General features: G+C 64.2%; 21 protein-coding genes. 10 read left to right on the forward strand and 11 right to left on the reverse strand.

What is annotated here, in order from left to right; all coding sequences use genetic code 11:
• The first annotated feature begins 30 nt into the window (after positions 1–30).
• Both E3374_RS13140 and E3374_RS13145 read left to right on the forward strand, forming a co-directional pair.
• On the forward strand, positions 31–423 hold the full coding sequence (locus tag E3374_RS13140) for a hypothetical protein (RefSeq protein ID WP_136689417.1): 393 nt from the start codon (positions 31–33) through the stop codon (positions 421–423).
• Entirely contained in the window at positions 375–989 is a 615-nt protein-coding gene (locus E3374_RS13145; RefSeq protein WP_248299488.1) for a hypothetical protein, read from the forward strand. The genes E3374_RS13140 and E3374_RS13145 overlap by 49 nt, the downstream gene beginning before the upstream one ends.
• A 47-nt stretch (positions 990–1,036) precedes the next feature.
• Here E3374_RS13145 and E3374_RS13150 read toward each other — a convergent pair whose 3' ends face one another.
• Positions 1,037–1,900 carry an aldo/keto reductase gene (locus E3374_RS13150; protein ID WP_136689418.1) on the reverse strand — a complete coding sequence of 288 codons (864 nt, stop codon included), beginning with the start codon at positions 1,898–1,900 and terminating at the stop codon, positions 1,037–1,039.
• Between the two features lie 110 nt (positions 1,901–2,010).
• Here E3374_RS13150 and ilvA point away from each other — a divergent pair, with 110 nt between their 5' ends.
• On the forward strand, positions 2,011–3,222 hold the full coding sequence (gene ilvA / locus E3374_RS13155) for a threonine ammonia-lyase (RefSeq protein ID WP_136689419.1): 1,212 nt from the start codon (positions 2,011–2,013) through the stop codon (positions 3,220–3,222).
• Between the two features lie 67 nt (positions 3,223–3,289).
• Here the strand turns inward: ilvA and E3374_RS13160 are convergent, their stop codons facing one another.
• The 3 genes from E3374_RS13160 to E3374_RS13170 form a co-directional block, all read right to left on the reverse strand.
• Positions 3,290–4,567 (reverse strand): response regulator, encoded by a 1,278-nt coding sequence (locus tag E3374_RS13160; RefSeq protein WP_169051846.1) that lies wholly within the window; start codon positions 4,565–4,567, stop codon positions 3,290–3,292.
• An 86-nt stretch (positions 4,568–4,653) separates the two neighbouring features.
• Complete coding sequence (locus tag E3374_RS13165; protein ID WP_136689421.1) at positions 4,654–5,025, reverse strand: hypothetical protein; 372 nt, start codon at positions 5,023–5,025, stop codon at positions 4,654–4,656.
• A gap of 82 nt (positions 5,026–5,107) precedes the next feature.
• Complete coding sequence (locus E3374_RS13170) at positions 5,108–6,337, reverse strand: twin-arginine translocation signal domain-containing protein (RefSeq protein ID WP_136689422.1); 1,230 nt, start codon at positions 6,335–6,337, stop codon at positions 5,108–5,110.
• A 478-nt stretch (positions 6,338–6,815) separates the two neighbouring features.
• Between E3374_RS13170 and E3374_RS13175 the strand changes: the two genes are divergently transcribed.
• Entirely contained in the window at positions 6,816–7,931 is a 1,116-nt protein-coding gene (locus tag E3374_RS13175) for a tRNA (guanine(26)-N(2))-dimethyltransferase (protein ID WP_136689423.1), read from the forward strand.
• 19 nt (positions 7,932–7,950) lie between these two features.
• On the opposite strand, the gene E3374_RS13180 is transcribed toward E3374_RS13175, so the two are convergent.
• A complete protein-coding gene (locus E3374_RS13180) occupies positions 7,951–8,340 on the reverse strand; it encodes a hypothetical protein (RefSeq protein ID WP_136689424.1) in 390 nt (129 codons plus the stop codon).
• A 116-nt stretch (positions 8,341–8,456) separates the two neighbouring features.
• On the opposite strand from E3374_RS13180, the gene E3374_RS13185 reads away from it, so the two are divergent.
• Both E3374_RS13185 and E3374_RS13190 read left to right on the forward strand, forming a co-directional pair.
• On the forward strand, positions 8,457–9,830 hold the full coding sequence (locus E3374_RS13185; protein ID WP_136689425.1) for a YhjD/YihY/BrkB family envelope integrity protein: 1,374 nt from the start codon (positions 8,457–8,459) through the stop codon (positions 9,828–9,830).
• A complete protein-coding gene (locus E3374_RS13190) occupies positions 9,827–10,681 on the forward strand; it encodes a phosphatase PAP2 family protein (RefSeq protein ID WP_248299489.1) in 855 nt (284 codons plus the stop codon). The genes E3374_RS13185 and E3374_RS13190 overlap by 4 nt, the downstream gene beginning before the upstream one ends.
• 21 nt (positions 10,682–10,702) lie before the next feature.
• Here E3374_RS13190 and glnA read toward each other — a convergent pair whose 3' ends face one another.
• The gene (gene glnA, locus E3374_RS13195; RefSeq protein ID WP_136689427.1) at positions 10,703–12,073 is read right to left on the reverse strand and encodes a type I glutamate--ammonia ligase; all 1,371 of its coding nucleotides are present in this window, start codon (positions 12,071–12,073) and stop codon (positions 10,703–10,705) included.
• 126 nt (positions 12,074–12,199) lie between these two features.
• Here glnA and lrp point away from each other — a divergent pair, with 126 nt between their 5' ends.
• Complete coding sequence (lrp, locus tag E3374_RS13200) at positions 12,200–12,658, forward strand: HTH-type transcriptional regulator Lrp (protein WP_136689428.1); 459 nt, start codon at positions 12,200–12,202, stop codon at positions 12,656–12,658.
• Between the two features lie 21 nt (positions 12,659–12,679).
• Here the strand turns inward: lrp and E3374_RS13205 are convergent, their stop codons facing one another.
• The 5 genes from E3374_RS13205 to E3374_RS13225 all read right to left on the reverse strand — a co-directional run bounded on the left by E3374_RS13205 (position 12,680) and on the right by E3374_RS13225 (position 18,054).
• Positions 12,680–13,375, reverse strand: a complete 696-nt coding sequence (locus E3374_RS13205) for a DUF7384 family protein (protein WP_345890595.1) — start codon at positions 13,373–13,375, stop codon at positions 12,680–12,682.
• A 235-nt stretch (positions 13,376–13,610) separates the two neighbouring features.
• Entirely contained in the window at positions 13,611–14,294 is a 684-nt protein-coding gene (locus E3374_RS13210; RefSeq protein ID WP_282568470.1) for a potassium channel family protein, read from the reverse strand.
• A gap of 628 nt (positions 14,295–14,922) precedes the next feature.
• Positions 14,923–15,069, reverse strand: coding sequence for a rubrerythrin-like domain-containing protein (locus E3374_RS13215; protein ID WP_136689430.1), 147 nt, complete (start codon positions 15,067–15,069; stop codon positions 14,923–14,925).
• A gap of 355 nt (positions 15,070–15,424) precedes the next feature.
• A complete protein-coding gene (locus E3374_RS13220; protein WP_136689431.1) occupies positions 15,425–16,459 on the reverse strand; it encodes a PAS domain-containing sensor histidine kinase in 1,035 nt (344 codons plus the stop codon).
• Positions 16,456–18,054 carry a methyl-accepting chemotaxis protein gene (locus E3374_RS13225; protein ID WP_136689432.1) on the reverse strand — a complete coding sequence of 533 codons (1,599 nt, stop codon included), beginning with the start codon at positions 18,052–18,054 and terminating at the stop codon, positions 16,456–16,458. Before E3374_RS13225 ends, E3374_RS13220 begins: the two co-directional genes overlap by 4 nt.
• Before the next feature lie 319 nt (positions 18,055–18,373).
• On the opposite strand from E3374_RS13225, the gene E3374_RS17220 reads away from it, so the two are divergent.
• The 3 genes from E3374_RS17220 (at position 18,374) to E3374_RS13235 (ending at position 20,900) form a co-directional block, all read left to right on the forward strand.
• A complete protein-coding gene (locus E3374_RS17220; RefSeq protein WP_169051847.1) occupies positions 18,374–18,535 on the forward strand; it encodes a hypothetical protein in 162 nt (53 codons plus the stop codon).
• Between the two features lie 225 nt (positions 18,536–18,760).
• The gene (gene rnz, locus E3374_RS13230) at positions 18,761–19,687 is read left to right on the forward strand and encodes a ribonuclease Z (RefSeq protein ID WP_136689433.1); all 927 of its coding nucleotides are present in this window, start codon (positions 18,761–18,763) and stop codon (positions 19,685–19,687) included.
• 61 nt (positions 19,688–19,748) lie between these two features.
• Complete coding sequence (locus E3374_RS13235) at positions 19,749–20,900, forward strand: ATP-binding protein (RefSeq protein ID WP_136689434.1); 1,152 nt, start codon at positions 19,749–19,751, stop codon at positions 20,898–20,900.
• Positions 20,901–20,948: the final 48 nt, after the last annotated feature.

Raw genomic sequence — 20,948 nt, forward strand, 5'->3', positions numbered from 1 at the left:
TAAGCGTGTGTAGAACCTACACATGAAGTGATGGCTGAAGAGAAGACGCGCGTCGATTTCAACGCCCCGAAGTCCCTCGTCAAGCGGGCCGACAGCGTCTCGGAAGTCCTCGACATCTCGCGGACTCGCCTCCTGATCGAAGCGCTGGAGGACGAACTGGAAGAACTCGCAAACGACGAGGCGTTCCGTCGCCGCCTCGGTGACGCCTACTACGACGGGCGCGTCGAGTTCGACACTGTCGAAGCGATCCTCGGCCGTGAGGAGGCGATGCGGCTGCAACTGCTTGAGGCGTCGATCGACCGGACGCCGCCCGAGCCCCGACTCGAGGACGGGCATCCGAGCGACGACTCGTTCTACGAGGGCGAGATGCCCGAATGGACGGACGGTCGTGGGTCCTCGTCCGAGGACGAATCTCCTACCTGACGATGGCTGAGCGAGCCCTCGCCGTCCTCGACACGAATGTGCTGTTGAACCTCGCCACGCCGGTCGTCGACGGACGGGAGAGGGCCCCTTCGGGTGCGGACCCGCTCAAAGCCGTCCTCGCCGCCTACGACGTCCACGTCCCCGCGCGCGTCCTCGGCGAGGTGACCGACGCGAGCCAGAACGACGATCTCCTGGCTGCAGCCGCCGACTTGGTGCTCGGGGCGGCCCGTCATCTGACGACACACGACGTCGAGGAACGCACCGACGAACCGCTCGACTACGGGCTCGATCGCGGCGAGTCCGCAGGGATCTGGCTAGCCAACGAGTTGCAGGCGGATCTGTTCGTCACGGACGAGTTCAACACCACGAACTACCTGTTCGTCGCCCTCGCGCTCGACGATCGAAACACCCTCTTCACGACGCCACACGTCCTCTGTTCGCTCGCAAGAAACGACGTCCTTCCCGTGGCGTACGTCGAGGCGACACTCACCTACTACGTCGAAACCAAAGGGTGGGACGAGCAGTACGTCGCGCAGTTGCGGACGCGGTATCTCACCGACGAGTGAGATCGCGGCGAGAACGAACAGCCTCGGTATCGAGACCACTTCTCGCCTTACTGTGGGTCGATCCCGGAAAGCGCGGCCCGATCCTCGTCGGTCAGGTCAACGTGGGTCGCGGCGAGGTTCGCTTCGAGGTGTTCGACGCTCGATGTCCCGGGGATCGGCAGCGTCACGTCGGAGTGATCCAGCAGCCACGCCAGGGCGATCTGTCGCCGGGTCGCGTCGTGACGCTCGGCAACGTCGTCCAGCACCCCGGCGACCCCATCGTCGTCGACGGTGTACATCGGCCCCCAGGGGATGAAGCCGACGCCGTGAGATTCGCAGGCGTTCAAGACCGCCTCGTCCTCGCGATTGCCCACGTTGTAGCGGTTCTGTACGGTCGCGATGTCGACGATATCCATCGCCGTTTCGAGTTCCTCGACGGTGACGTTCGAGAGCCCGACGTGTTCGATCTGCCCGGCGTCCTTCATCTCGGCGAACGCGTGCACTGAGTCCTCGAAGTCGGTGTCGGGGTCCGGACGGTGGAACTGGTAGAGATCGATCCGATCGGTTCGTAGTCGATCGCGGCTGACCAACACCTGGTTGTGGAGGTACTCCGGGTCGCCGTGGGGCGTCCACTCGCCGTCGCGGTGACGGAGCAAGCCGGCCTTCGTGGCCACGACGACGTCGTCATCGTCGGTCAGCGCCTCGCCGAGTAAGCGCTCGCTGACGCCCGGGCCGTATGAGTCGGCCGTGTCGATGAAATCGACGCCGAGTTCGATCGCCCGGCGGATGACACGCTTCGCGTTCTCCTCGTCCTCGGGCGGGCCGATGATATCCTCGCCGGTGAGTCGCATCGCGCCGAACCCGAGCCGATGGACCGTCTCTTCGCCGCCGATGTCGAACGTGTCGCTCTCGTTCAGCAGGTTTTTCGTCATACGTTCGCTGGCGAGGGGCGCCACCTTCAAAGGCCTGAGGGTGGGTTCCGACAGTGGCAGCGTTCGCCGTCGTCCCGCAGAGTTACCACTATTCGACTACAACCTCCGACATGCTCACTCGCGAGGACGTCCTGGCCGCTCGCGACCGCGTCGCCGAGACGGCCAGGCACACGCCCCTGGAGCGCTCGTACTCGCTCTCGGCGATGACTGGCGCGGACGTCCACCTCAAGTACGAGACAGTCCAGCGGACGGGATCGTTCAAGATCCGCGGGGCGACCAACCGGATCGCGACACTCACCGACGAACAACAGGACGCCGGCGTCGTGGCGGCCAGCGCCGGCAATCACGCCCAGGGGGTCGCGCTCGCGGCCAGCCGGATGGGTGTCGACTCGACGATCGTCATGCCCGAGCGCGCTCCTGTCGCGAAGGTCAAGGCGACCCGAAGCTACGGCGGCAACGTCGTCCTTCACGGCGAGGACTACGACGCGGCGGCCGAGCGAGCCCACGAGATCGCCGAGCAAGCGGGACAGACGTACGTCCACGCCTTCGACGACGAAACCGTGATGGCCGGACAGGGCACACTCGGGCTGGAGATCGAGGAGGACTGCCCCGACGTGGACACGGTCGTCGTCGCGGTCGGCGGCGGCGGGTTGATCAGCGGCGTCGCGACCGCGCTGAAGGGGTACGAGGAGGACGTCCGTGTCGTCGGCGTCCAGGCCGAAGGAGCGGCGAGTCTTCCGCGGTCCCTGGAGGCGGGCGAAGTCGTCGAACGCGAGGGCGTCGAGACGATCGCTGACGGCATCGCCACGCGGAAGGTCGGCGAGCGGACCTTCGAGGTAATCCAGGATCGGGTCGACGAGGTCGTCACGGTTCCTGACTCGGCGATTGCCGTCGCGGTGACGACGTTGCTCGAACGGACCAAGACGCTCGTCGAAGGGGCCGGTGCGGTGCCCGTCGCTGCGATGCTCGAAGACGCCTTCGAGTACGACGAGGGCGAGACGATCGTGCCCGTACTCAGTGGCGGAAACATCGACCTGAACGTCCTGACGACGGTCGTCATGCGGGGGCTGATCGAGACCGGGCGATATCTCCGGATCCGGACCGTCCTGGAGGACCGGCCCGGTGCACTCGAAGAACTCGTCGAGGTGATCTCACGGGAACGGGGTAACATCTACGCGATCGAGCACGATCGGGCCTCGCGGGACATCGCAATGGACGATACTGTGGTGGATTTAGACGTCGAGACGCGCGGGTCGGATCACGTCGACGATCTCCTCGCTGCGCTCCGCGACAGCGGGTACGAAGTCCAGGTACTGGTTTGACAGCGTTCGCCTGCCCGTGGCGATCGCTCACGGCTGACACTGACGACTACCGCTCAGATACTGACGACTACCGCTCACGACGTTTCCGGCCGGTGATGTCCCGCATTGAACCGACGACGCCCAGGATCCGTCCATCGCTGTCCCGCAGCGGGTAGTCCCTGACAGAGAACGTCCGCGTCCGGCCGTCCGGTGCCGTCCGCTCGACCTCGTAGCTGAGAGTTTCGCCGTCGAGGACCCGCGCCTCGCGTTCGGCTATCTCCGCATCCCACGTCTCGCCCAGGACCTCCGGGAGCGACACCTCGCCTACGTCGCTCTCGGTGATTCCGTGGAACTCCCGATACCGCTCGTTGGCAAACACGAGCGTGTACTCGGTATCGATTCCGGCCAGTAGATCGCTCGCGGACTCGACCGCGCGCTCGTACACCCGGAGATCCGCCCGCTGTTCGCGTAACCGCCGCTCGCTCTCGACCCTGTGGATCGCGTGGGCGATGTCTTCGGCCACCTCTATCAACAGGTCGCGCTCGCACTCGTCCAGAGTGTCCTCGTGTCCGCTTGCGACGCTCATCACTCCGTAGCCTGTCTCACCGTAGATCAGCGGGACGGCGGCGATCGCGCGGATCCCGTGGTCTCGGGCCGTCGCTCGCCAGGAGTCGCCCCTCTCATTGTCGATTGACTCGACTGTGATCGGGTCACCGTCCTGGAGGGCGCGTGCGGCCGGCTCGTCGTCGGTCTCTCCCCCGAGATATCCCGTGGCTTCCCCAGCACTTGCCCGGGGCCGAACTGTCCCGTCCGCGGCTTCCCCGACCCAGGCCAGTCGGTACGGTTCCGTCCGACCGAGTACCTCACAGACCGCCGCGTCGACCTCCCGGCGGGTCTCGGCACGGACGAGTCGCTGGTTGACGTCCCGTAACACTCGCTGGATTCGCTGCATGGTCCGTGCGCGCTCCTGACTGCGATAGGTCTCGACCGCGTTGGTGACCCGATTTGCCAGCACTGCATACTGGCTTAGACCGGTCCCCTTCTGGAGATAGTCGGTGACGCCTGCGGCGATCGCCTCGCTCGCTATCTCTTCGGACCCCTTGCCGGTGTAGAGGACGAACGGCAACGCAGGATGGTCCTCGCGAACAGCCTCCAGGAACTCGATACCGTCCGTCCCCGGCATCTCGTAGTCGCTGACGATGCAGTCGACGTCCTGCCCCGCGAGTTCCTCCAGGGCCGCCTCGACACTCCTCGCGGTCTCGACGGTGAACCGATCGTCCTCGCGTTCGAGAAACTCCGCTGCCATCTCCGCGAGATCCGGTTCGTCGTCGACGTGCAACACGACGATCTCGTCACTCGATCCCATGTGTCTCGTGCACATTCACCACGTCGACAGTAAAATACACACACGATTTATCGTTCGGGAATGGGCAAGCTGCGTTCTCCGTTCTCTCAAAGGAAGTCCCGGACCTCGCTGTAATACATGTCGTGGTGATCGACGGCGTCGATTTCGCGGGCGATCAAAACTGCGAGGACGTGCCAACAGAGGTCGGTCGGATCGTCCGGATCGAGATTGTAATTTGCGTCTTCACAGGTACAGCCCTCGCCCTCGATGACGTACTCGTCGCTGTGACCGACGACGACCGTGAAATCCTGGTACTCCTTGACTCGGTCCTCGCCGACGGCCTCGATGGCTCGCACCCCGCGGGACCCATGGACGGTAGTGATACGATCGACTACGTCGGAGGTGAGTTCGCCAGCCTCGGCCAGGGCCGCCTGCCACTCCTCAAGTGCCGTCACTGTCCAGAATTGGACGGCGGGCATCAAAAACAGCCCGGTGCGATATCGGTCAGTCGGGGGAGTTCGAATCGCCGAGTGCGGTGAGCATCAGAGCGATTGCAGCAGCTTACGAACCTGACTCGTCTGTATTTCCACTGTTGACGTCGGCCCAGACCATCCGGTGATCGGACGCCGAGCGCACGGTCTCGATGCGATCGGTTCCGGGTTCGGGCCAGATGACGCCGCCGTCCTCGTAGGACAACTGCGGCGACGGCAACACGTAGTCCAGTTGTGCGACAACTGTGTCTTCCTCGCCCGACTGTCCGGGTCGCGTTCCGCGGATCCGGGTCGCGTACGGGTTGTCGAGGGATTCCCCGCCGGGACTCGTGGGTAACTCCTCGGTGTAGAAGTCGTCGTTCTCGTGGAAGAACGTGTGGGACGGCTTCAGTATCCGTTCGGTCGTCACTGCGCCGTTCTGATCGCCCATGAGCACGTAGTTGTCGTCTTCGAGGCCACCTCGATTGCCGTCATCGTCGTAGATGTAGTCGGCGTTGGCGACGTAATCGGCCCAAAACCGGATCTCGTCGTGGTTCCACCGACCGTTGAAATTGTTCGGGCCGTCGTACTGGGGTGGCGTCGGGTGGGAGGTGAGCACGTGGACGCGTTCGCCGTCCACGCGGATCGGAACGTCGGCGTGGGTTTTCGAGGGTAGCCGGAACGCGTCTGTCTCCTCGGGCGTGAGATATATACCGTCCTTTTTGTTGAGCCGTTCCGAGCCGTCGTCGAGAGGCATCAAGTTCCCGGGCATGTCTGCCCAAAGGAACTCCTGGAAGGTTCGGATCTCCGACTCGACGATCGGGTACTGACTGGCGACCGCGAGCCCGTATTGTCCGGGATACATGCCGAACCCGAACGCGTCACCGGGACGTTTGCCCGCAGAACCGTCCTTGTTGAAGTCGTAGTCCTCCTCCGGGAGCACACCCGTGTTGACCGGCGGCTGGAACGTATACGGGAACGCGATCGGGTCGAGATCTGACCGCTGGGGCTCACGCAGGTAGTTGTCGATGAACGCGCGGATGTTCTCGACGCTCGTCGACTTTCCCTCCTGCATGTTGTTGGTGAGTTCGTTGACAACAAGGACGTCCGGACGCACCTCCTGGATGAGTTCTGCCGCGGCGGATGGCTGCTCGTCGTACAACTGTTGGACCTGATTCGTCTCCAGATTCTCGATGTTGAACTGTGCAAAGCGCGTCGATTCGCGGTACTCGTATGCGCTCGCGGTGCCGACGATTCCCACGGTCGCTGCCGTCGCTCCGATTCCCTTCAGGAACGTCCGTCTGGTCGTGTCGTGCGACATCCTTTGTTTATATACTCGAATTCATTATAAAGGATTTGGTTATATAATGATAGTTCAGTCGTCAGTCGGACAGCGCAATCGTATAAATCGCACGCGATCGTGACCGGAATGTCGGCATCTTCCTGTAGACGAAAACCACGAAAATCGTCATTCTGGCCGTTATAACTGTGTTTTCGTGTCGTGGTTCCTTCTCCCACAGTCTGGGTCTTCACGGACATCTCCTGCCTTTTCACCTGGGATTTGTTCAAGGAGTTGTCGGGTCGTCTCCGCTGTGCCCCTCTATTTATATGTTGATCATATACATGAATAGTCGCGTGCCGTCGATCGGGATCGAATACCGTCAAGCGACCGGAGAGTTCCCCGTCGAACCTTCCACAGGATTGCAGTTTCGTGGGGACAGGGGCTGACCGATACGACGACTTTCGACGGCGCAGACGGAGAACGTATCGTTTTTCCTCGCGGCCGGCCCAGCGGAGGTATGCGTGAACGCGAGGGTCGGGTCACGGTCGAGATCCCCGAGCAGGCCGAGGAGGGCGTCGGCGACGACGTCTTCTTCAATCCCGTCCAGGAATTGAACCGCGACCTCACCGTCGCGACGATCCGAGCATACCGCGAGCGGATCGACGCTCACGATGCACACCCGGTCGAAACCTATCTCGACGCGACGGCCGCAAGCGGTATTCGCGGGGTCCGAGCGGCGGCAAACGGCTTCGAGGCGACCCTCTGTGACGTCGACGCGAACGCCGTCGAACGCTGTCGAGCCAATCTCGAAGCCAACGAACTCGATGGAGAGGTCATCCACCGGAACGCCAACGCTCTCATGCACGAACGGCAGTTCGACGTGGTGGATCTCGACCCGTTCGGGACGCCGATCCCCTTTGCCGACGCTGCCGTCCAGGCCGCGAGTCGACTGCTTTGCGTGACGGCGACCGACCTCGCACCTCTCTGTGGCGCACACTTTCAGAGCGGCGTCCGCTCCTACGGCGCAGTCCCGCGGAATACGGAGTACCACGGGGAGATGGGCGTTCGGATCCTGCTGGGCGCGCTGGTCCGGACCGCCGCTCGCTACGACATCGCCGCTGAACCGATCTTCATCCACGCCAGCGATCACTACGTCCGGACGTCCCTCGAATTCGACTACGGCGCACAGGTGGCCGACGACGCCCTCGAAGAACTCGGTCACATCCATCACTGCCAGCACTGTCTCCACCGCTTGACGGAACGCGGGCTGATCGCGAACCCTCCCGAGGCCTGTCCACATTGCGGTGAGCATCTCCAAACGGCCGGCCCGCTGTGGCTCGGGCGGACCCATGAGACAGCCTTTCTCGACCGAGTCGGTGATCACGTCGAGGACGATATGGGGACGGCAGAAGATGCTCGGGAGTTGGTGGAGACGCTGTCGTCCGAACTCGACGAGCCGACCCACTACGATCAACACCGCCTGTGTAAGCGTTGGGAGCGCTCGGCGATGGCGATGGACGACTTCCTCGACGCGTTGCGGGAGGCCGGATATGCCGCTAGCCGGACGCACTACGGCGGGACGACGTTCAAGACCGACGCTGATGTCGTCGAAATCCGCAAGGCGACGGCCTAAAGCGGCACGGCCGGACAGCTCACGGGAACGTGCCAGCCAGTCGCGAGACGACGTAGTGCCCGAACGCGTATACTGGGCGGAACAGGTGGTTGAGAAGTGCTAGCAGTCCGAGGACGCCGCCAAGCGTCTGGAGTTCGCCGGGTGAGGCTCCGAGGAACACCACCAAGACGACCCCGGCCACCAGCGGTCCCAGCGGGATCGACACCAGGTACGCCGCGAACCCGGGGTGATCGATCCGTTCGCGGAGCGTCTGTCGCATGGCTGTTCCGACCACTCCGATCGCGAGAACGCCGACGGCGAGGGCGAAGGTGGCTGACTGGCCCGCCACGCCGAGGGCAATCAACAGGAGACCGGCGGTAAACCCCATACCGGTACCCTGTCGGACCCACCCGACCAGTCGTTGATTCATGACCACCTCTGTGGGGGCCTGACGTAACCAGTTTTCGTTCGTCGTGATCACCGGGAACGGTCCTGCAGGGCCCCACTCGGCCAAGAGGTTTTGTCGTCGGCGACCGGAACCCGAGCATGGCTTCGACCGCACGCACGATTTTCGGGACCGGGCGCGAGGTCGTCGGCCTGACACTCTCCTCGAGGCTGTCCTTTCTGGCGGCCGCCACGGCCTACTACGCGTTCGTCTCGGTGTTTCCGCTGGCTCTGTTGGTCGTCGCCGTCGGATCGTTCGTCGGCGGGGACGTCCTGGCCGAGGCGGTCGTCGGCGCGGTCAGCGGCGTTCTCTCGGAAACCGGGCGGGACCTGCTCAGGGAGACGCTATCGAGCGGGGCCGGTCGCGGCGGGGCGACCGTCGCGGGTGTCGGCGTCCTGCTGTGGAGCGGCTTGCGCGTCTTTCGGGGTCTCACCTTGGCGTTTGCGACGGTGTACGGGACCGCCGACGAGACGACGTTCCTCGACCAGCTCCGGAACGCAGCCTTCGCGCTGTTCGCATTGGGTATGGCCGGCTCGGCCGTCGCCCTCGGGACCGTCGTCCTCTCACGGACTGGCGTCCCGCTGGTCGGCATCGTGGGGACCGTCGGAATCACGTTGGCACTCGCGATCGTCCTCCTTCCGATGTACGTCGTCGTTCCGGACGTTCCGGTCGGAATCAGGGAGGCTGTGCCGGGGACCATCACCGCGGCCGTCGGCTGGTCGCTGTTGAGCGTTCTCTTTCGCATCTATGCCGCCAATGCGGGCCAGTTCGACGTCTATGGTGTGGTCGGGGGCGTGTTGTTGTTCGTCACCTGGCTGTACTTCGGGGCGAGTATCCTCCTGTTGGGTGCGGTCGTCAACGCCGTACTGGCCGGACGAGACCGGCAACTACAACTTGAGGGCGATCCCAGAAGGAGCCAACCACTGACAATGACCGGGACGGACGGGACGGCCGGGGACGGGCCGGACGACGACGGAGACGAGACCGAACGACCGGACGCCCCGGACGACGACGGAGACGAGACCGAACGACCGGACGCCCCGGACGACGCTGCGGACGCGAGGAATGTCGGACGGGGCGACGTCGCGGACCCAGGGCACGGCGGAACCCGGACTGACGACACGGACGCGAAAATCGAAGAGCTACGCGCGGAGATCGATCGTCTCGAGGCCGAGATCGACGACAGAACTGTCCACCGTGAGGACGTCGAGAGTGACCTCCGGCGGTACGTTCGACGTCGCGTCCGGCGAGGCCACGCCCGCGGGTGGGGACCCTATCTCGTCCTCCTCTACGGGACTCTCATGACACTCGGTGCGTTCTACTTCCTCGGGGATGGCTTGGCCGTTCTCGCCATGCTGGTGATCTGGCTGTCGACGCTCGGACTGTACGCACTGATGGTCCTTCTCGGCCTGACGTTCAAACTCGTCGGGACGCCGGGACGCTTCCTCGATCGCATACGTGACTGGCGGTCGTGACCGTGACGACGCTCGAAGCGGCGGGTTGGTTCGTCGTCTCACTGGTGACGTTGCTCGGTGACCCGCTGGTGATCGCCGGCCTGGGACTGGGTGTCTTCTGGTTCGGGGATCGGCTTCAGGTCGCCGGCGACCGCTTCGAACCCGGGCGTGGCGCCCTCGCCTTCGCGGCGATCATCGGAGCACTCGCACTTTCTGTCGCGCTGAAGACCGGGTTCGGGCTGGCGCGCCCGCCGGGTGCGACCGACCTGCCCGGCGTGGCTGGAATGCCCGACACCGTCGCCCGGATATACACCTGGATCGTCGGCCCCGGCGGCTACGCCTTCCCGAGTGGCCACGCCACGGCGGCGACGGTCGGCTGGCTCGGCCTGGCGTGGGCGTTCCGGGGGGAGAACCGCGACCGGCCGTTCGCGTTCGCCGGGAGTATGGTCGCCGCGGTCGCCGTCTCGCGGGTCGTCCTCGGCGTCCACCGACCGGTCGAAGTCGTCGCCGGGATCACTGTCGGGCTGGCATACTTGGTAGTCGTCTTCGAGGTACTGGCACGTCCCCGTCGTGCGTTCGCACTCGCGGGCTTGCTCGGTGCTGTCGGCCCCATCTTCGTCGAATTGTCCGTCGACGGGCTCCTGGTTGCTGGCGTGGCTCTCGGCACGGCCGTCGGCGCGGAGGGTATCCGTGGGCGTGATCGGGGTGGGTCGAAGTCGATGGGCCTTGCGATGACGGCAGTCCTGGTGATGACCGGCGTCACATTCGTCCGAGCGGGTGGCTTCGGGACGCTGGTGGCGGCTGCCGGAATCGCCCTCGGTGCGCTGGTCGTGGCTGTTCGACGATCGAAATCCGGCGTCGAAAACGGGTGAGCGATCCGGGGCCGTGTGGCCTCAGTACTTCTCGAGGTACCGGTCGATCTCCCACTCCGAGACGTCGACCAGGTACTCCATGTGTTCCTGCCGTTTGGCCTGGACGAACTTCTCGCCAGTGTGGGGGCCGAGGGCATCCAGGATGACCTCGTCCGCTTCGAGGGCATCGACCGCCTCGCCGAGGTTCTCCGGCAGCGTGTCGATGCCGTACTCCTCGCGTTTTTCCTCGTCGAATTCGTAGATGTTCTCCCGGACGGGATCCGGACAGTCCAGTCCCTTCTCGATGCCGTCCAGCCCGGCGTGGATGAGCGCGGCGAAGCCGAGATACGGGTTACACGACGGGTCGGGGAAGCGGGCCTCGATCCGACTGGCTGCGGGCACGCGGGCGGCGGGCTTGCGGATCAGCGCCGAGCGGTTGCGGTCCGACCACGCGACGTAGACCGGCGCCTCGTAGCCCGGGACCAGCCGCTTGTAGCTGTTGACGGTCGGGTTCGTCACGGCGGTGATAGCGGGAGCGTGCTCTAAGATACCCGCGAGGTACTGCTTGGCCGTCTTGCTGAGGTTGAACTCGTCGTCGCCGTCGTGGAAGGCATTCTCGCCCTCGGCGGTGAACAGCGACATATGCGTGTGCATGCCCGAGCCGTTGATCTTCGGGATCGGCTTGGGCATGAACGTCGCGTGCAGGTCGTGTTCGGCCGCGATCGCGCGGACGACCGATCGGAAGGTGGCAACGTTGTCCGCCGTCGAGAGCGCGTCGTCGTAGGTGAAGTTGATCTCGTGTTGACCCTGGGCGACTTCGTGGTGGGAGGCCTCGATGTCGAAGCCCATGTCTTCCAGCCCGAAGATGATGTCCCGGCGTACGTCGCTGGCGAGGTCCTTCGGCGCGAGATCGAAGTACCCACCGTGGTCGCCGGTCTTGGTCGTGGCGCGGCCCTCCTCGTCCTCCTCGAAGAGGAAGAACTCGGGTTCGGGGGCCATGTTGACCTCGTAGCCCATCTCGTTGGCCCGGTCGATGGCGTTCTTCAGAATCCCACGCGGGTCCCCTTCGAAGGGTTGGCCGGTGGACGTATTAATCACGTCACAGATAAGTCGGGCCGCTGCGCTGTCCTCGCTGGTCCGCCACGGGAGCAACGCGAACGTCGAGGGGTCGGGGTCGAGACGCATGTCCGACTCCTGAATTCGGACGAACCCGTCGATAGAGGAGCCGTCGAAGTAGATCCCCTCAGTGAACGCCTTCTCGGCCTGGTCGGCCGTGATGGAGACGTTCTTGACCGTCCCCAGGATGTCCGTGAACTGCAACCGCAGGAAGTCGACGTTCTGTTCGTCGATCTCTTCGAGCACCGCCTCCGCCTCGGCGGAGAGCCCGCCGTCAGTGAGCTGATCGTTTGTCATCTTTCACGTCATTCGGGAGGTGCACCCCTGTTATAAAAACAGTGCCGTTCTGCGCAAATCTTCCGGTTGTGATCGAGAATTGGATGTTCGTAAAATTCTAATGGGAGGAACCCGTCTTCGATGGCAATGACGTACGAAAATCTCGATCGCAAACTCATCAACGAACTGCTCGACGACGGCCGGGCCAGTCTCCGTAGCCTCGCCGACGATCTCGACGTTTCGGTGACGACCGTCTCGAACCACCTCTCGGATCTGGAGGACGAAGGGATCATCAGTGGCTATACGCCCAAGGTCGATTACGACAAGATCGGCTACGACGTCACTGCCGTCCTCCAGCTCAAGGTAGAGGGGTCGGCTCTACCGGAAGTGACCGATCGCCTGCGCGAACAGGAACAGATGATCAGCGTCTACGAGGTCACTGGCGACCACGACATCATCGCGATCGGGAAGTTCAACGACACCGACGACATGAACGCCCAGATCAAGAGTCTGCTCACCGATCCCGAGATCAAGGAGTCCAACACGAGCGTCGTCCTCAACGCCGCCGTCGAGCACGAGCAGTTCGAACTCGAACTTGAGGAGTGACCGTTCTCCCCGTCGGCCCGCTCACCCCCTCGGATCGGCGTCCGGTCCCGGATAGCTGTCGCCGACCAACCCCTCGTAGACCGCGGCCGGATCGAAGACGGTCGCAAACGCCGCCGGCGTGCGAACGCTGATCGCGTATCGCTGCAGGGAGACGCCAGCTTTCGGACCCGTCAGTCGTTCGTCGAACGTCAGGACGTGACCCGCTTTGCCGGCGATCGCCGACGCGAGAGCTGGATGGTCTCCCTCTGGGTGTTCGACCCGGTGGCGATCCTCGTCGATCCGTGCCCGCCAGACTCCGGCCAGATCGTCGTCGGCCAGCGACGAGACGATTGCTTCGGTATCGCCTACCAGCGGATCGCTCGCGACGAGCGTCAGCCAGTCGTGGCCCCGCACGTGATCGAGTGTCTCTCGGGCCGGGCCGCCGATCAGCAGGTCAGCCGCCAGCACGTCGGCGCCGGCGGCCACTCGCGTCGGATCAGTCTCCGCCATCGTCCCGTGACCCCCCGTCGTTTCCTCATTTGACTCGCCGCGATCGGCGGCGTCCCGTTCGTCCCTCTCGTTTCGTTCGTTTCTGTCGTTCCGCTCGGCGGCGTCCCGGTCCCCTCTCCCGTTCCGCTCGTCCCCGTCTTCCCGCCGCGCGGCGAGGCGCTCCCGGATCGTCGCCACGTCGGTCTCGACGGCCGACGCTCGTTCGAAGAGGTCACCCCAGGTGTCCATGGACGCGGGTCGGACGGCCGGACCAAAAGCGCACGGATCGTGGAGCCGTCATGCAGTTGTCTGACGCGGTTTTATGTGTGACCACGGGGAACTCACTCACGGGCGCGCACAGACGGCCTCGTCGTCTTTCCCATCCTCCCACAGCGCGCCCGGGCACCCACTTTCCTTCCGGACCGACTGACCACCGGTCCGGATTCCGACGGGACTAGCGGCGTCACCGTCGTCGCTGCCGTTCTCAGGCGGGTTCCTCGGGCATGAGACTCGCCCGGATGTCCTCGATGGCTGTCGGTGGGGCGGTGATCGCGATCCGATCGTTGGCTGCGATCGTGTCACGGGGCAGCGGAATAGACATGGGTTCGTCGTCACGGCCGTGGGCGTACACTTGAGCGTCCCCCGGCAGATCCAGCGTGACGACGCGCGTTCCGACTATCGGCGAGCCCTCGGGGATCCGGATCGACGTGACCGTCAGGTTCTCCGTCAGGTCCGCGAGGACATCGAAGTCGCCACCGAGCATGGCCGTCTTCGCACCGGCAGCACCGAGTCGTTCGGGATAGATCACCTCGTCGACCTCGCTGGCGTAGTTCTCGTAGAGTTCCCTGCGGTAGTCCTCGTCGATCCGGAGCACCGTCCGGCAGCCGTGTTCGTTGCCGATCATGCAGGCTGCGAAGTTGGCGTTGAGATCACCCGTTAGACCGGCGACTGCGTCGGCCTCGGTGATCCCCGCCGCCTCGAGAGTCGACTCGTCGTTGCAATCGCCCAGTACCGCCTGCAACCCCTCTTCGCGGGCGCGTTCGACCTTCTCGGCGTCGATGTCGACAATCGTAACGTCGTGGCCCTCCTCCTGTAAGACCCGTGCGGTCCGCATCCCGACGCGGCCGAACCCGACGATGACGAACTTCATACCTGTGAGATGTGCCACCACACCTAAAAACACTCCCCTCGCTGCAACCTGGGTACCGTCACCGACGGAGGCTGGCTATCGGGTGAACGCTACTGTCCGGGGCCTTTGACGGCGAAACAGCCGTCTATCGTCGCGTATTACGAAAACGGCAGGATCGTCGGTGGACCGACGATCAAGCCCAGTTGTGGCAGGAAGCTGACAGGCTCGTTCCCGAGGGACAGTCACTCACGACGCTGGCCGCGAGAGAACGGTTCGACCGTTCGTCGGAACCGGACATGATCGTGTGGCGTGTTCACATCACCTCTGACGATCACTGCTACCGACTCTGTGGTAAAAACGTTTTGTTATGGTGCCATACTTGCACCGCCAAAGTGTGTATGAACGTTTCGCCTTTCGTCCAATATATGGAAAATACTCCGTAATATCCGCCAAAACAGTTGCTTATCGGACCTCTCTTCTGGTGGGTGCCGGTGGATCCACGACCGGGTCGACGTCACGGAGTTTCGGCTGCGTCCGACGCCGAGTCACGTTCCGGCAGCAGTTTCATACGGATTATTGCAGATTATTTCCGGATGACACCGACCCGGGAGTCGACGGATACCGGTACATCACGACAATAATCCGTATCACTCGTGCGGGACGGGTCTCACTCGCGCGGGACGGAGACGTTTTTCATGCGCCCGCCACACTCCGGACAGGTGGCGACCCGCTCGTCGGTGACAACGACTTCGAGACAGGAGCGACATTCGAAGCGCCGGGGAGTCGAGCGCGGGTACGGATCGGATCGAACCATGTTTGTCTGTCACAGACCCACACGCTTATCCGTTGTCCTAATATTCGCTAGAGAATATATACAGATAAGCTATTATCGAACGTTCGTACGGATACACTTCCAAAATTATTGTGTATTTCAATGTTTCTTGGACGCCTGTCGAATATATCATGAGCGCAGGCCGAACGAGATAGGGGGCGCGTTTCGAGTGACACGAGCACGTGTCGAACCCGTCTGGCGCCAGGGATGGGGTCGCAGGTCCGGCGATACAGACGTGGTTCTCTGCTGACTTTTGTTCGCTGCGCCGTTCTTGACCCACGCGCTGTCGGCGATACGGATATGGTTCTCTGCTGACCCCGGTATCGGTGTTGGGGAGTCACTGGCTACGAGGGAGTCTGACGGAGACTGTCGTTCGGCCGCCCCGGCGTTCGTACCCGAGCCGTCCGCCGAACCCCTCGACGAGCCACTTCGCCAGCCACAGCCCGAGCCCGCTACTGTGAGAGAGCTGTGAGATCGGGCGTTCGTCGAAGACGGCGGCCCGAGCGTACTCCGGGATACCCGGTCCCTCGTCGGTGATCGTGACCTCTACTTCTTCGCCATCGAGGCGTGCCGCGACACGAATCGTCGCAGGGTCGTCTCCCGAGCCGTCAGATGCGGCCCCGTGTTCCAGGGAGTTTTCGACGAGTGCGTCTATCGCGTCGAAGAGTCGCCGATCCCCTGCCACCGGCAGTTTCGAGGAGACATCGGTCTCGAAGACTACCTCGTCGTTCCCGCGGTATCGATCGATCACGTCCCGGAGTGTTCCGGCGAGGTCGACGGACGATGTCTCATCGGTGACGCCGCCCATGACGTCCCTGACCCGTCCGGCGGCGTGGCTCAGCTTCTCGAGGTCGTCGGCTGCCGCGCCGATCCGTCTGGCGTGTTCGAGGAGCGTGGCGTCTTCGAGTTCCTCGACCAGGATCTCCGTCGACAACGAGATCTGCGTGAGGTCGTTGCGGAGGTTGTGACGGAGTACCCGATGGAGAACCTCGTGGTGACGTTCCCGTCGGCGCCGGTCGGTCACATCGGTGTAGATCGCCAGTCCGAAGCGCTGGCCCTCACGTTCGTAGGGGACGCCACGGTAGAGGAATTCCCGAAGCCCGTCGTCGGTACGTCGGGAGACGGTCGCCCAGTTGGACTTGCCGTCGGCCGTCCGGTCGTCGAAGGACGTCGCCTCACTCGATCGATGGTCAGGGACGATGAACTCGTTCAGGGACTCTCCGACGATCTCGGTGCGTTCGTACCCGAAGACCTCTTCGAAAGCCGGGTTGACCGTCCGGACGACGGGAATTTGGTCGACCATCTCGATCTCGGCGACGGCGTCTTCCGTGAGTTCGAACAGTACTCCGAAACGGTTCCGGTCCGCGTTCATGCGTCCGAAGGCGTTGGGGCGTGTTCCGCCGGGACCACTTCGATCGATCGACCTTCCCCGGCGACGATCCGCCCGCCGACCGGCGTCGAAACGGTCGGATCGGTTGCGAGAACCACGTGACGTCGGTCGTTCTCGTCGACGAGACGAAACACCTGATCGGCGGCCCCAGCGTAGAACGCCGCCATCGTCTCGGCGACCGTCGAGCGATCGACGACGTTCAAGACGGTGTCGGTCGCTCCGAAGACTCCGTCGTCGTTCTCGAACCGGGCCGCCCGTGCTGCCTCCTCGCCGAGGGTGGCGATCTCGCCGGCGATGTTGCCGACGATCAGCAGGGGCCGGTCCCGTCGGCGGTCGGTTTCTCGGTTGGCCTCCGTGAGCGAACGGGTCCCGAGGTCGAAGACGTTCGAACCTCCCTGCCAGGTGTCGAACGCGTCGAGGACGAACAGGCGATCGTCGGCGAGTGTGGTTTCGAGGGTGACGTCTTTCTCCGCGAACGCCCGCCGGAGCGTCCCCCGGTCGAGGCTCGGCGGCGGGGTCAGTGATACCGCGCCGCCCGTCGCCACCGCTCCTGCCGTCACGGACGCTACGACGTCCGCCACACGCTGTTGCTCGTACTCCAGGACTATCTGTCCACCTTCTATCAGACCCCCGACGAGGTCGTCCAGACCACCGAGACCGGACGGGACGCGTTCGTATTCCGCCCCGGTCGTGACGACGGCGATCGCGTCGCCGACCTCGCCGAGCATCGTCGTCTGCTCGCCACGTGCCTCCCTGATCGCGACGATGTCGTCTCTGATGGCTTGGGCGCTGTCCGCCACGTCCTCGGAGCCGGTCGCGATCTCCTCGCTCGACGTCGCGAGATCGTCCGTTGCCGCCGAAACCGACTGTACGTCCGTCGCCGTCCGCTCGACGGTCTCGGCGACTGCCTCGAAGCGTTCTTCGGCGGTCTCGACGAAGTCCCTCCCGGTCTCGATCTCGGCGACTGTCGTCTCCAGCGTGGAAGCGGTCCTGTCCGCGGCCGCTCGGACCTCCTGGAGAGACGACTCGACGGCGTCGGCCTGTTCGCGGGACTCCTCGGCGAGGGTCTTTATTTCCTCGGCGACGACCGCGAACCCGTCGCTGTCTTCGGCCCGGGCCGCCTCGATGGAGGCGTTGATCGCCAGCATGTTCGTCTGCTCGGCGATATCGTCGATACCTGATAGCGCCTCCTCGATGTGCTCGATGCGCTCTTCGAGTCGTTGCATGTCTTCGAGGAGATCCTCACTGGTCGTCCGGACGTTCCCGACGACGTCCCCGGCTTCCGAGGCGGCTTCGCGTCCTTCAGCCGCCCGATCCGCCGCCTCCGTACTTCGCGTCGCCACCTGCTCGGCGCTGGCGGCGACCTCCTCGATAGTAGCGCTCAACTCGGACACCTCCTCGACGATCGCCCCGATCTCCTCGGCCTGATCGGCAGCACGATCGTCGATTACCGACAGTTGTTCGTCCACCTCCGCCGAGGTCGCCCGCAGGACTTCTATCGCGCCCGCCGCGGTCGAGAGGGCGCGCGTTTCGGTTCCGACTCTTCCGTCAGTCGTGGTTGGGGTATCGCTACTCATGGTTCCGTCCTCGAACAGTTACAACGACGGTTCAGTAGGCCGCCACACGTCTCACACTGAACCAAGGGACACACGTTCACGTCGTATCGAGATACCGGACCCAAATGAAGGCGCCAGTGGGTACCAATTCTTGCCATCGGCGGTCAAACGAACTGGACAATCTGGTAGTTCTCCCGACTATCTCACCATGTCCGTCCTGGTTGGGTTCGGCCGGACCCCGCTCCGTTCCTGGCGGACGATCCGACTTTGTGGTTCTCCGCGTACCGCTCGTCTGGATCGGGACTTCCGGAATCCGTCTCCGGTATCAACACTCATTTGTGTGGAGTTCGAGAGCGAGGGTGAGATGGGTGATGAGGAGTCAGCCGACGATCGGCCCTACACGTTCCAGTGTGCCAAGTGCGGCTGGGAGACGACAGCGGATCGCCGCCCCGTGGCCTGTGCGGTCTGTGGCGGCCGGATGCTGGCGATGCCCCCGAAGTGACTGGCAGTCCGGGGGATTCCCACGCTGACTCTCCCATGCCCGATTGCAGTTTTCGACGTTCTGGTGGACGATCAATCGGTTTTACCGATATATTTTCGGACGGACGTCAACAGCCAGTCGGGTTCCGGATGCTGCCAGGCTTTCCCTCCTTCGCCCCGCCACAATCCAGGCGTCGGGCGAGACGATCCGAAGGGCGTTTAGCCGTCGGCGAGCGAGCGGGAGGTAATGCGCGTGACGTTCCTCGGGACGAGCGGCGCGGTGCCGACGACCGAACGCAATCCTTCGGCTGTAATGGTCCGGCGGGAAGGTGAGCGTCTCCTCTTCGATTGTGGCGAGGGAACCCAGCGCCAGATGATGCGTTTCGGCACTGGGTTCGACGTGGCACATATCTTCGTCACGCACATGCACGGCGATCACGTGCTGGGCATCCCCGGTCTCTTGCAGACGATGGACTTCAACGATCGTGAGGCACCGCTCGCGATCCACGCGCCCCACGGGACGCGCTCACGACTGGAAGACCTCATCGGCGCGACCGGTGACCGACCGTCCTATCCGTTACGGATCACACAGAACGCTGCGGGGGATGTGGTGCTGGACGCCGAGGAATACGCGATCCGGGCGATCGAGACCGAACACCGCACGCGATCGGTCGGCTACGTCCTCACAGAGGACGACCGGAAGGGTCGTTTCGACCGCCAGAAGGCTGAGGAAGAACTGGGCATCCCGCCGGGACCCAAGTACTCGACGCTTCACGCGGGCGAACCCGTCGAACACGACGGTCGGACAGTCCGGCCCGAGGAAGTGGTCGGCCCACCACGACCGGGACGGACTGTCGTCTACAGCGGCGACACGCGGCCCGTCGAATCAATCCGGGCGGCAAGCGAGGACGCGGACCTGTTGATCCACGACGGGACGTTCGCCGAGGACCGCGCCGAACGGGCCGAACGGACGGGTCACTCGACGGCCCGGGAGGCCGCCCAACTGGCCGCGGCGGCGGGTGCGAACCGACTCGCACTGACGCACGTCTCGACGCGGTACGCCGGGCAAGCTGACAGATTGCAGCGGGAGGCCCGCGAGGCGTTCGGCGAGGGGGCTTTCGTCGCCGCCGACGGCCAGGCGATCGACGTACCGTATCCGGACGGGACCGGGTGACTGGTTCCCACGCGCGACGGATCCCAGAACAGTTACCCCGTTGTGGACGAAGAGTGACTCGATGGCGAAACAGCGGGCCGACGCGGCCGTGGCGCGTGTACTCGGGGGCGTCTCGTCGTCAGGCGTCCGTCTCGCCTGTGGCGGCCTGATCGCGGCGACGGGTCTGGCAGCGATTCTCGTCCCAGTAGTCCGCTTTCTCGGCGTGCCCGGGGCGATCGCAGGCCCCGCCCTCGGCGCGCTCGTTCCGGCGCTGTTTGGCTTCGTCGTCCTCGCCAGTGGGTTCTGGCTCGCGAACAGTTCTCTCGACGGGTCGCTGGCCGTTGCCGTCGTCGTATGGTGGTTTCTGGGAACGGCCTTCGGCGCCTTCGCGGCGCTTGGACTCGTAGGTTATCAGATCGCTGCCGGGGTCAACGTAGCCGACGCCGCGATCGTGCTCTGTGGAATGGCGTCGATCGGCGGCGTCGGCGGGCTACTGGTCGGCCGCTACGACGCCCGGAGTCAGCGCCGTCACGACGAACTCGAACGCGAACGCGAGCGACTCGCCGACGAGCGCGAGAAACTCGCACTGCTCAATCGGATCGTCCGCCACGACATCGGCAACGACCTCCAGATCATCGCCGGGATGACCGACCACCTCGAGACACACGTCGAACTGGGGGGCGAAGAATACCTCGAACGCGTCCAGCGGACCACCGAAGAGGCGATCCAGTTGACTGAACAGGTCCGGGCGTTCGTGGCGTCCCTCGGCGAGGACACGCCATCCGAACTCCGCCGCATCTCCGTACAGCGGGTGCTCGATACCCAGCTCGAGAACACGCGAGAGGTCTACCGCGAAGCGACGGTAACTCTCGACGGGGAGATTCCGGACGTGGCGGTCCACGCCGACGAACTCCTCTCGACGGTCTTTCACAACCTGCTCTCGAACGCGGTCGAACACAACGACCGCGAGAACCCGCACGTCGAGGTCTCGGTCGAACACGACGACGAGATGGTCGCCGTCTCGGTGGCCGACGACGGCCCGGGCATTCCGCCGGCCGAGCGCGAGCGACTCCACGACGTCGCGGACGGCCCTGACGGGCGAAACGGCTCCGGACTCGGGCTGTACATCGTGGGGATGCTCGTCGAGCGCTACGACGGGACGGTCTCGGTCGCCGACCGGGAGCCCCGCGGGACGGTCGTCACCGTCACGTTGCCGCTGGCCGACGGCGAGTGAGACGCCAGCCCGGACGTTTCGGTCGATACCGTAAACTGTGACGCCCCG

Origin of the sequence: Halorhabdus amylolytica (genome assembly GCF_004944975.1) — an archaeon.
GTDB lineage: Archaea > Halobacteriota > Halobacteria > Halobacteriales > Haloarculaceae > Halorhabdus > Halorhabdus amylolytica.

What these genes read in the sequence shown, in the direction of transcription:
- E3374_RS13170 (WP_136689422.1), bottom strand. Translation starts at nt 6,337, where the DNA reads ATGTCGCACGACACGACCAGACGGACGTTCCTGAAGGGAATCGGAGCG.
- glnA (WP_136689427.1), bottom strand. Translation starts at nt 12,073, where the DNA reads ATGACAAACGATCAGCTCACTGACGGCGGGCTCTCCGCCGAGGCGGAG.
- rnz (WP_136689433.1), top strand. Translation starts at nt 18,761, where the DNA reads ATGCGCGTGACGTTCCTCGGGACGAGCGGCGCGGTGCCGACGACCGAA.
- lrp (WP_136689428.1), top strand. Translation starts at nt 12,200, where the DNA reads ATGACGTACGAAAATCTCGATCGCAAACTCATCAACGAACTGCTCGAC.
- E3374_RS13150 (WP_136689418.1), bottom strand. Translation starts at nt 1,900, where the DNA reads ATGACGAAAAACCTGCTGAACGAGAGCGACACGTTCGACATCGGCGGC.
- E3374_RS13165 (WP_136689421.1), bottom strand. Translation starts at nt 5,025, where the DNA reads ATGCCCGCCGTCCAATTCTGGACAGTGACGGCACTTGAGGAGTGGCAG.
- E3374_RS13205 (WP_345890595.1), bottom strand. Translation starts at nt 13,375, where the DNA reads ATGGACACCTGGGGTGACCTCTTCGAACGAGCGTCGGCCGTCGAGACC.
- E3374_RS13235 (WP_136689434.1), top strand. Translation starts at nt 19,749, where the DNA reads ATGGCGAAACAGCGGGCCGACGCGGCCGTGGCGCGTGTACTCGGGGGC.
- E3374_RS13160 (WP_169051846.1), bottom strand. Translation starts at nt 4,567, where the DNA reads ATGGGATCGAGTGACGAGATCGTCGTGTTGCACGTCGACGACGAACCG.
- E3374_RS13215 (WP_136689430.1), bottom strand. Translation starts at nt 15,069, where the DNA reads ATGGTTCGATCCGATCCGTACCCGCGCTCGACTCCCCGGCGCTTCGAA.
- E3374_RS13140 (WP_136689417.1), top strand. Translation starts at nt 31, where the DNA reads ATGGCTGAAGAGAAGACGCGCGTCGATTTCAACGCCCCGAAGTCCCTC.
- E3374_RS13175 (WP_136689423.1), top strand. Translation starts at nt 6,816, where the DNA reads ATGCGTGAACGCGAGGGTCGGGTCACGGTCGAGATCCCCGAGCAGGCC.
- E3374_RS13180 (WP_136689424.1), bottom strand. Translation starts at nt 8,340, where the DNA reads ATGAATCAACGACTGGTCGGGTGGGTCCGACAGGGTACCGGTATGGGG.
- E3374_RS13220 (WP_136689431.1), bottom strand. Translation starts at nt 16,459, where the DNA reads ATGAACGCGGACCGGAACCGTTTCGGAGTACTGTTCGAACTCACGGAA.
- E3374_RS13185 (WP_136689425.1), top strand. Translation starts at nt 8,457, where the DNA reads ATGGCTTCGACCGCACGCACGATTTTCGGGACCGGGCGCGAGGTCGTC.
- ilvA (WP_136689419.1), top strand. Translation starts at nt 2,011, where the DNA reads ATGCTCACTCGCGAGGACGTCCTGGCCGCTCGCGACCGCGTCGCCGAG.
- E3374_RS13145 (WP_248299488.1), top strand. Translation starts at nt 375, where the DNA reads ATGGACGGACGGTCGTGGGTCCTCGTCCGAGGACGAATCTCCTACCTG.
- E3374_RS13225 (WP_136689432.1), bottom strand. Translation starts at nt 18,054, where the DNA reads ATGAGTAGCGATACCCCAACCACGACTGACGGAAGAGTCGGAACCGAA.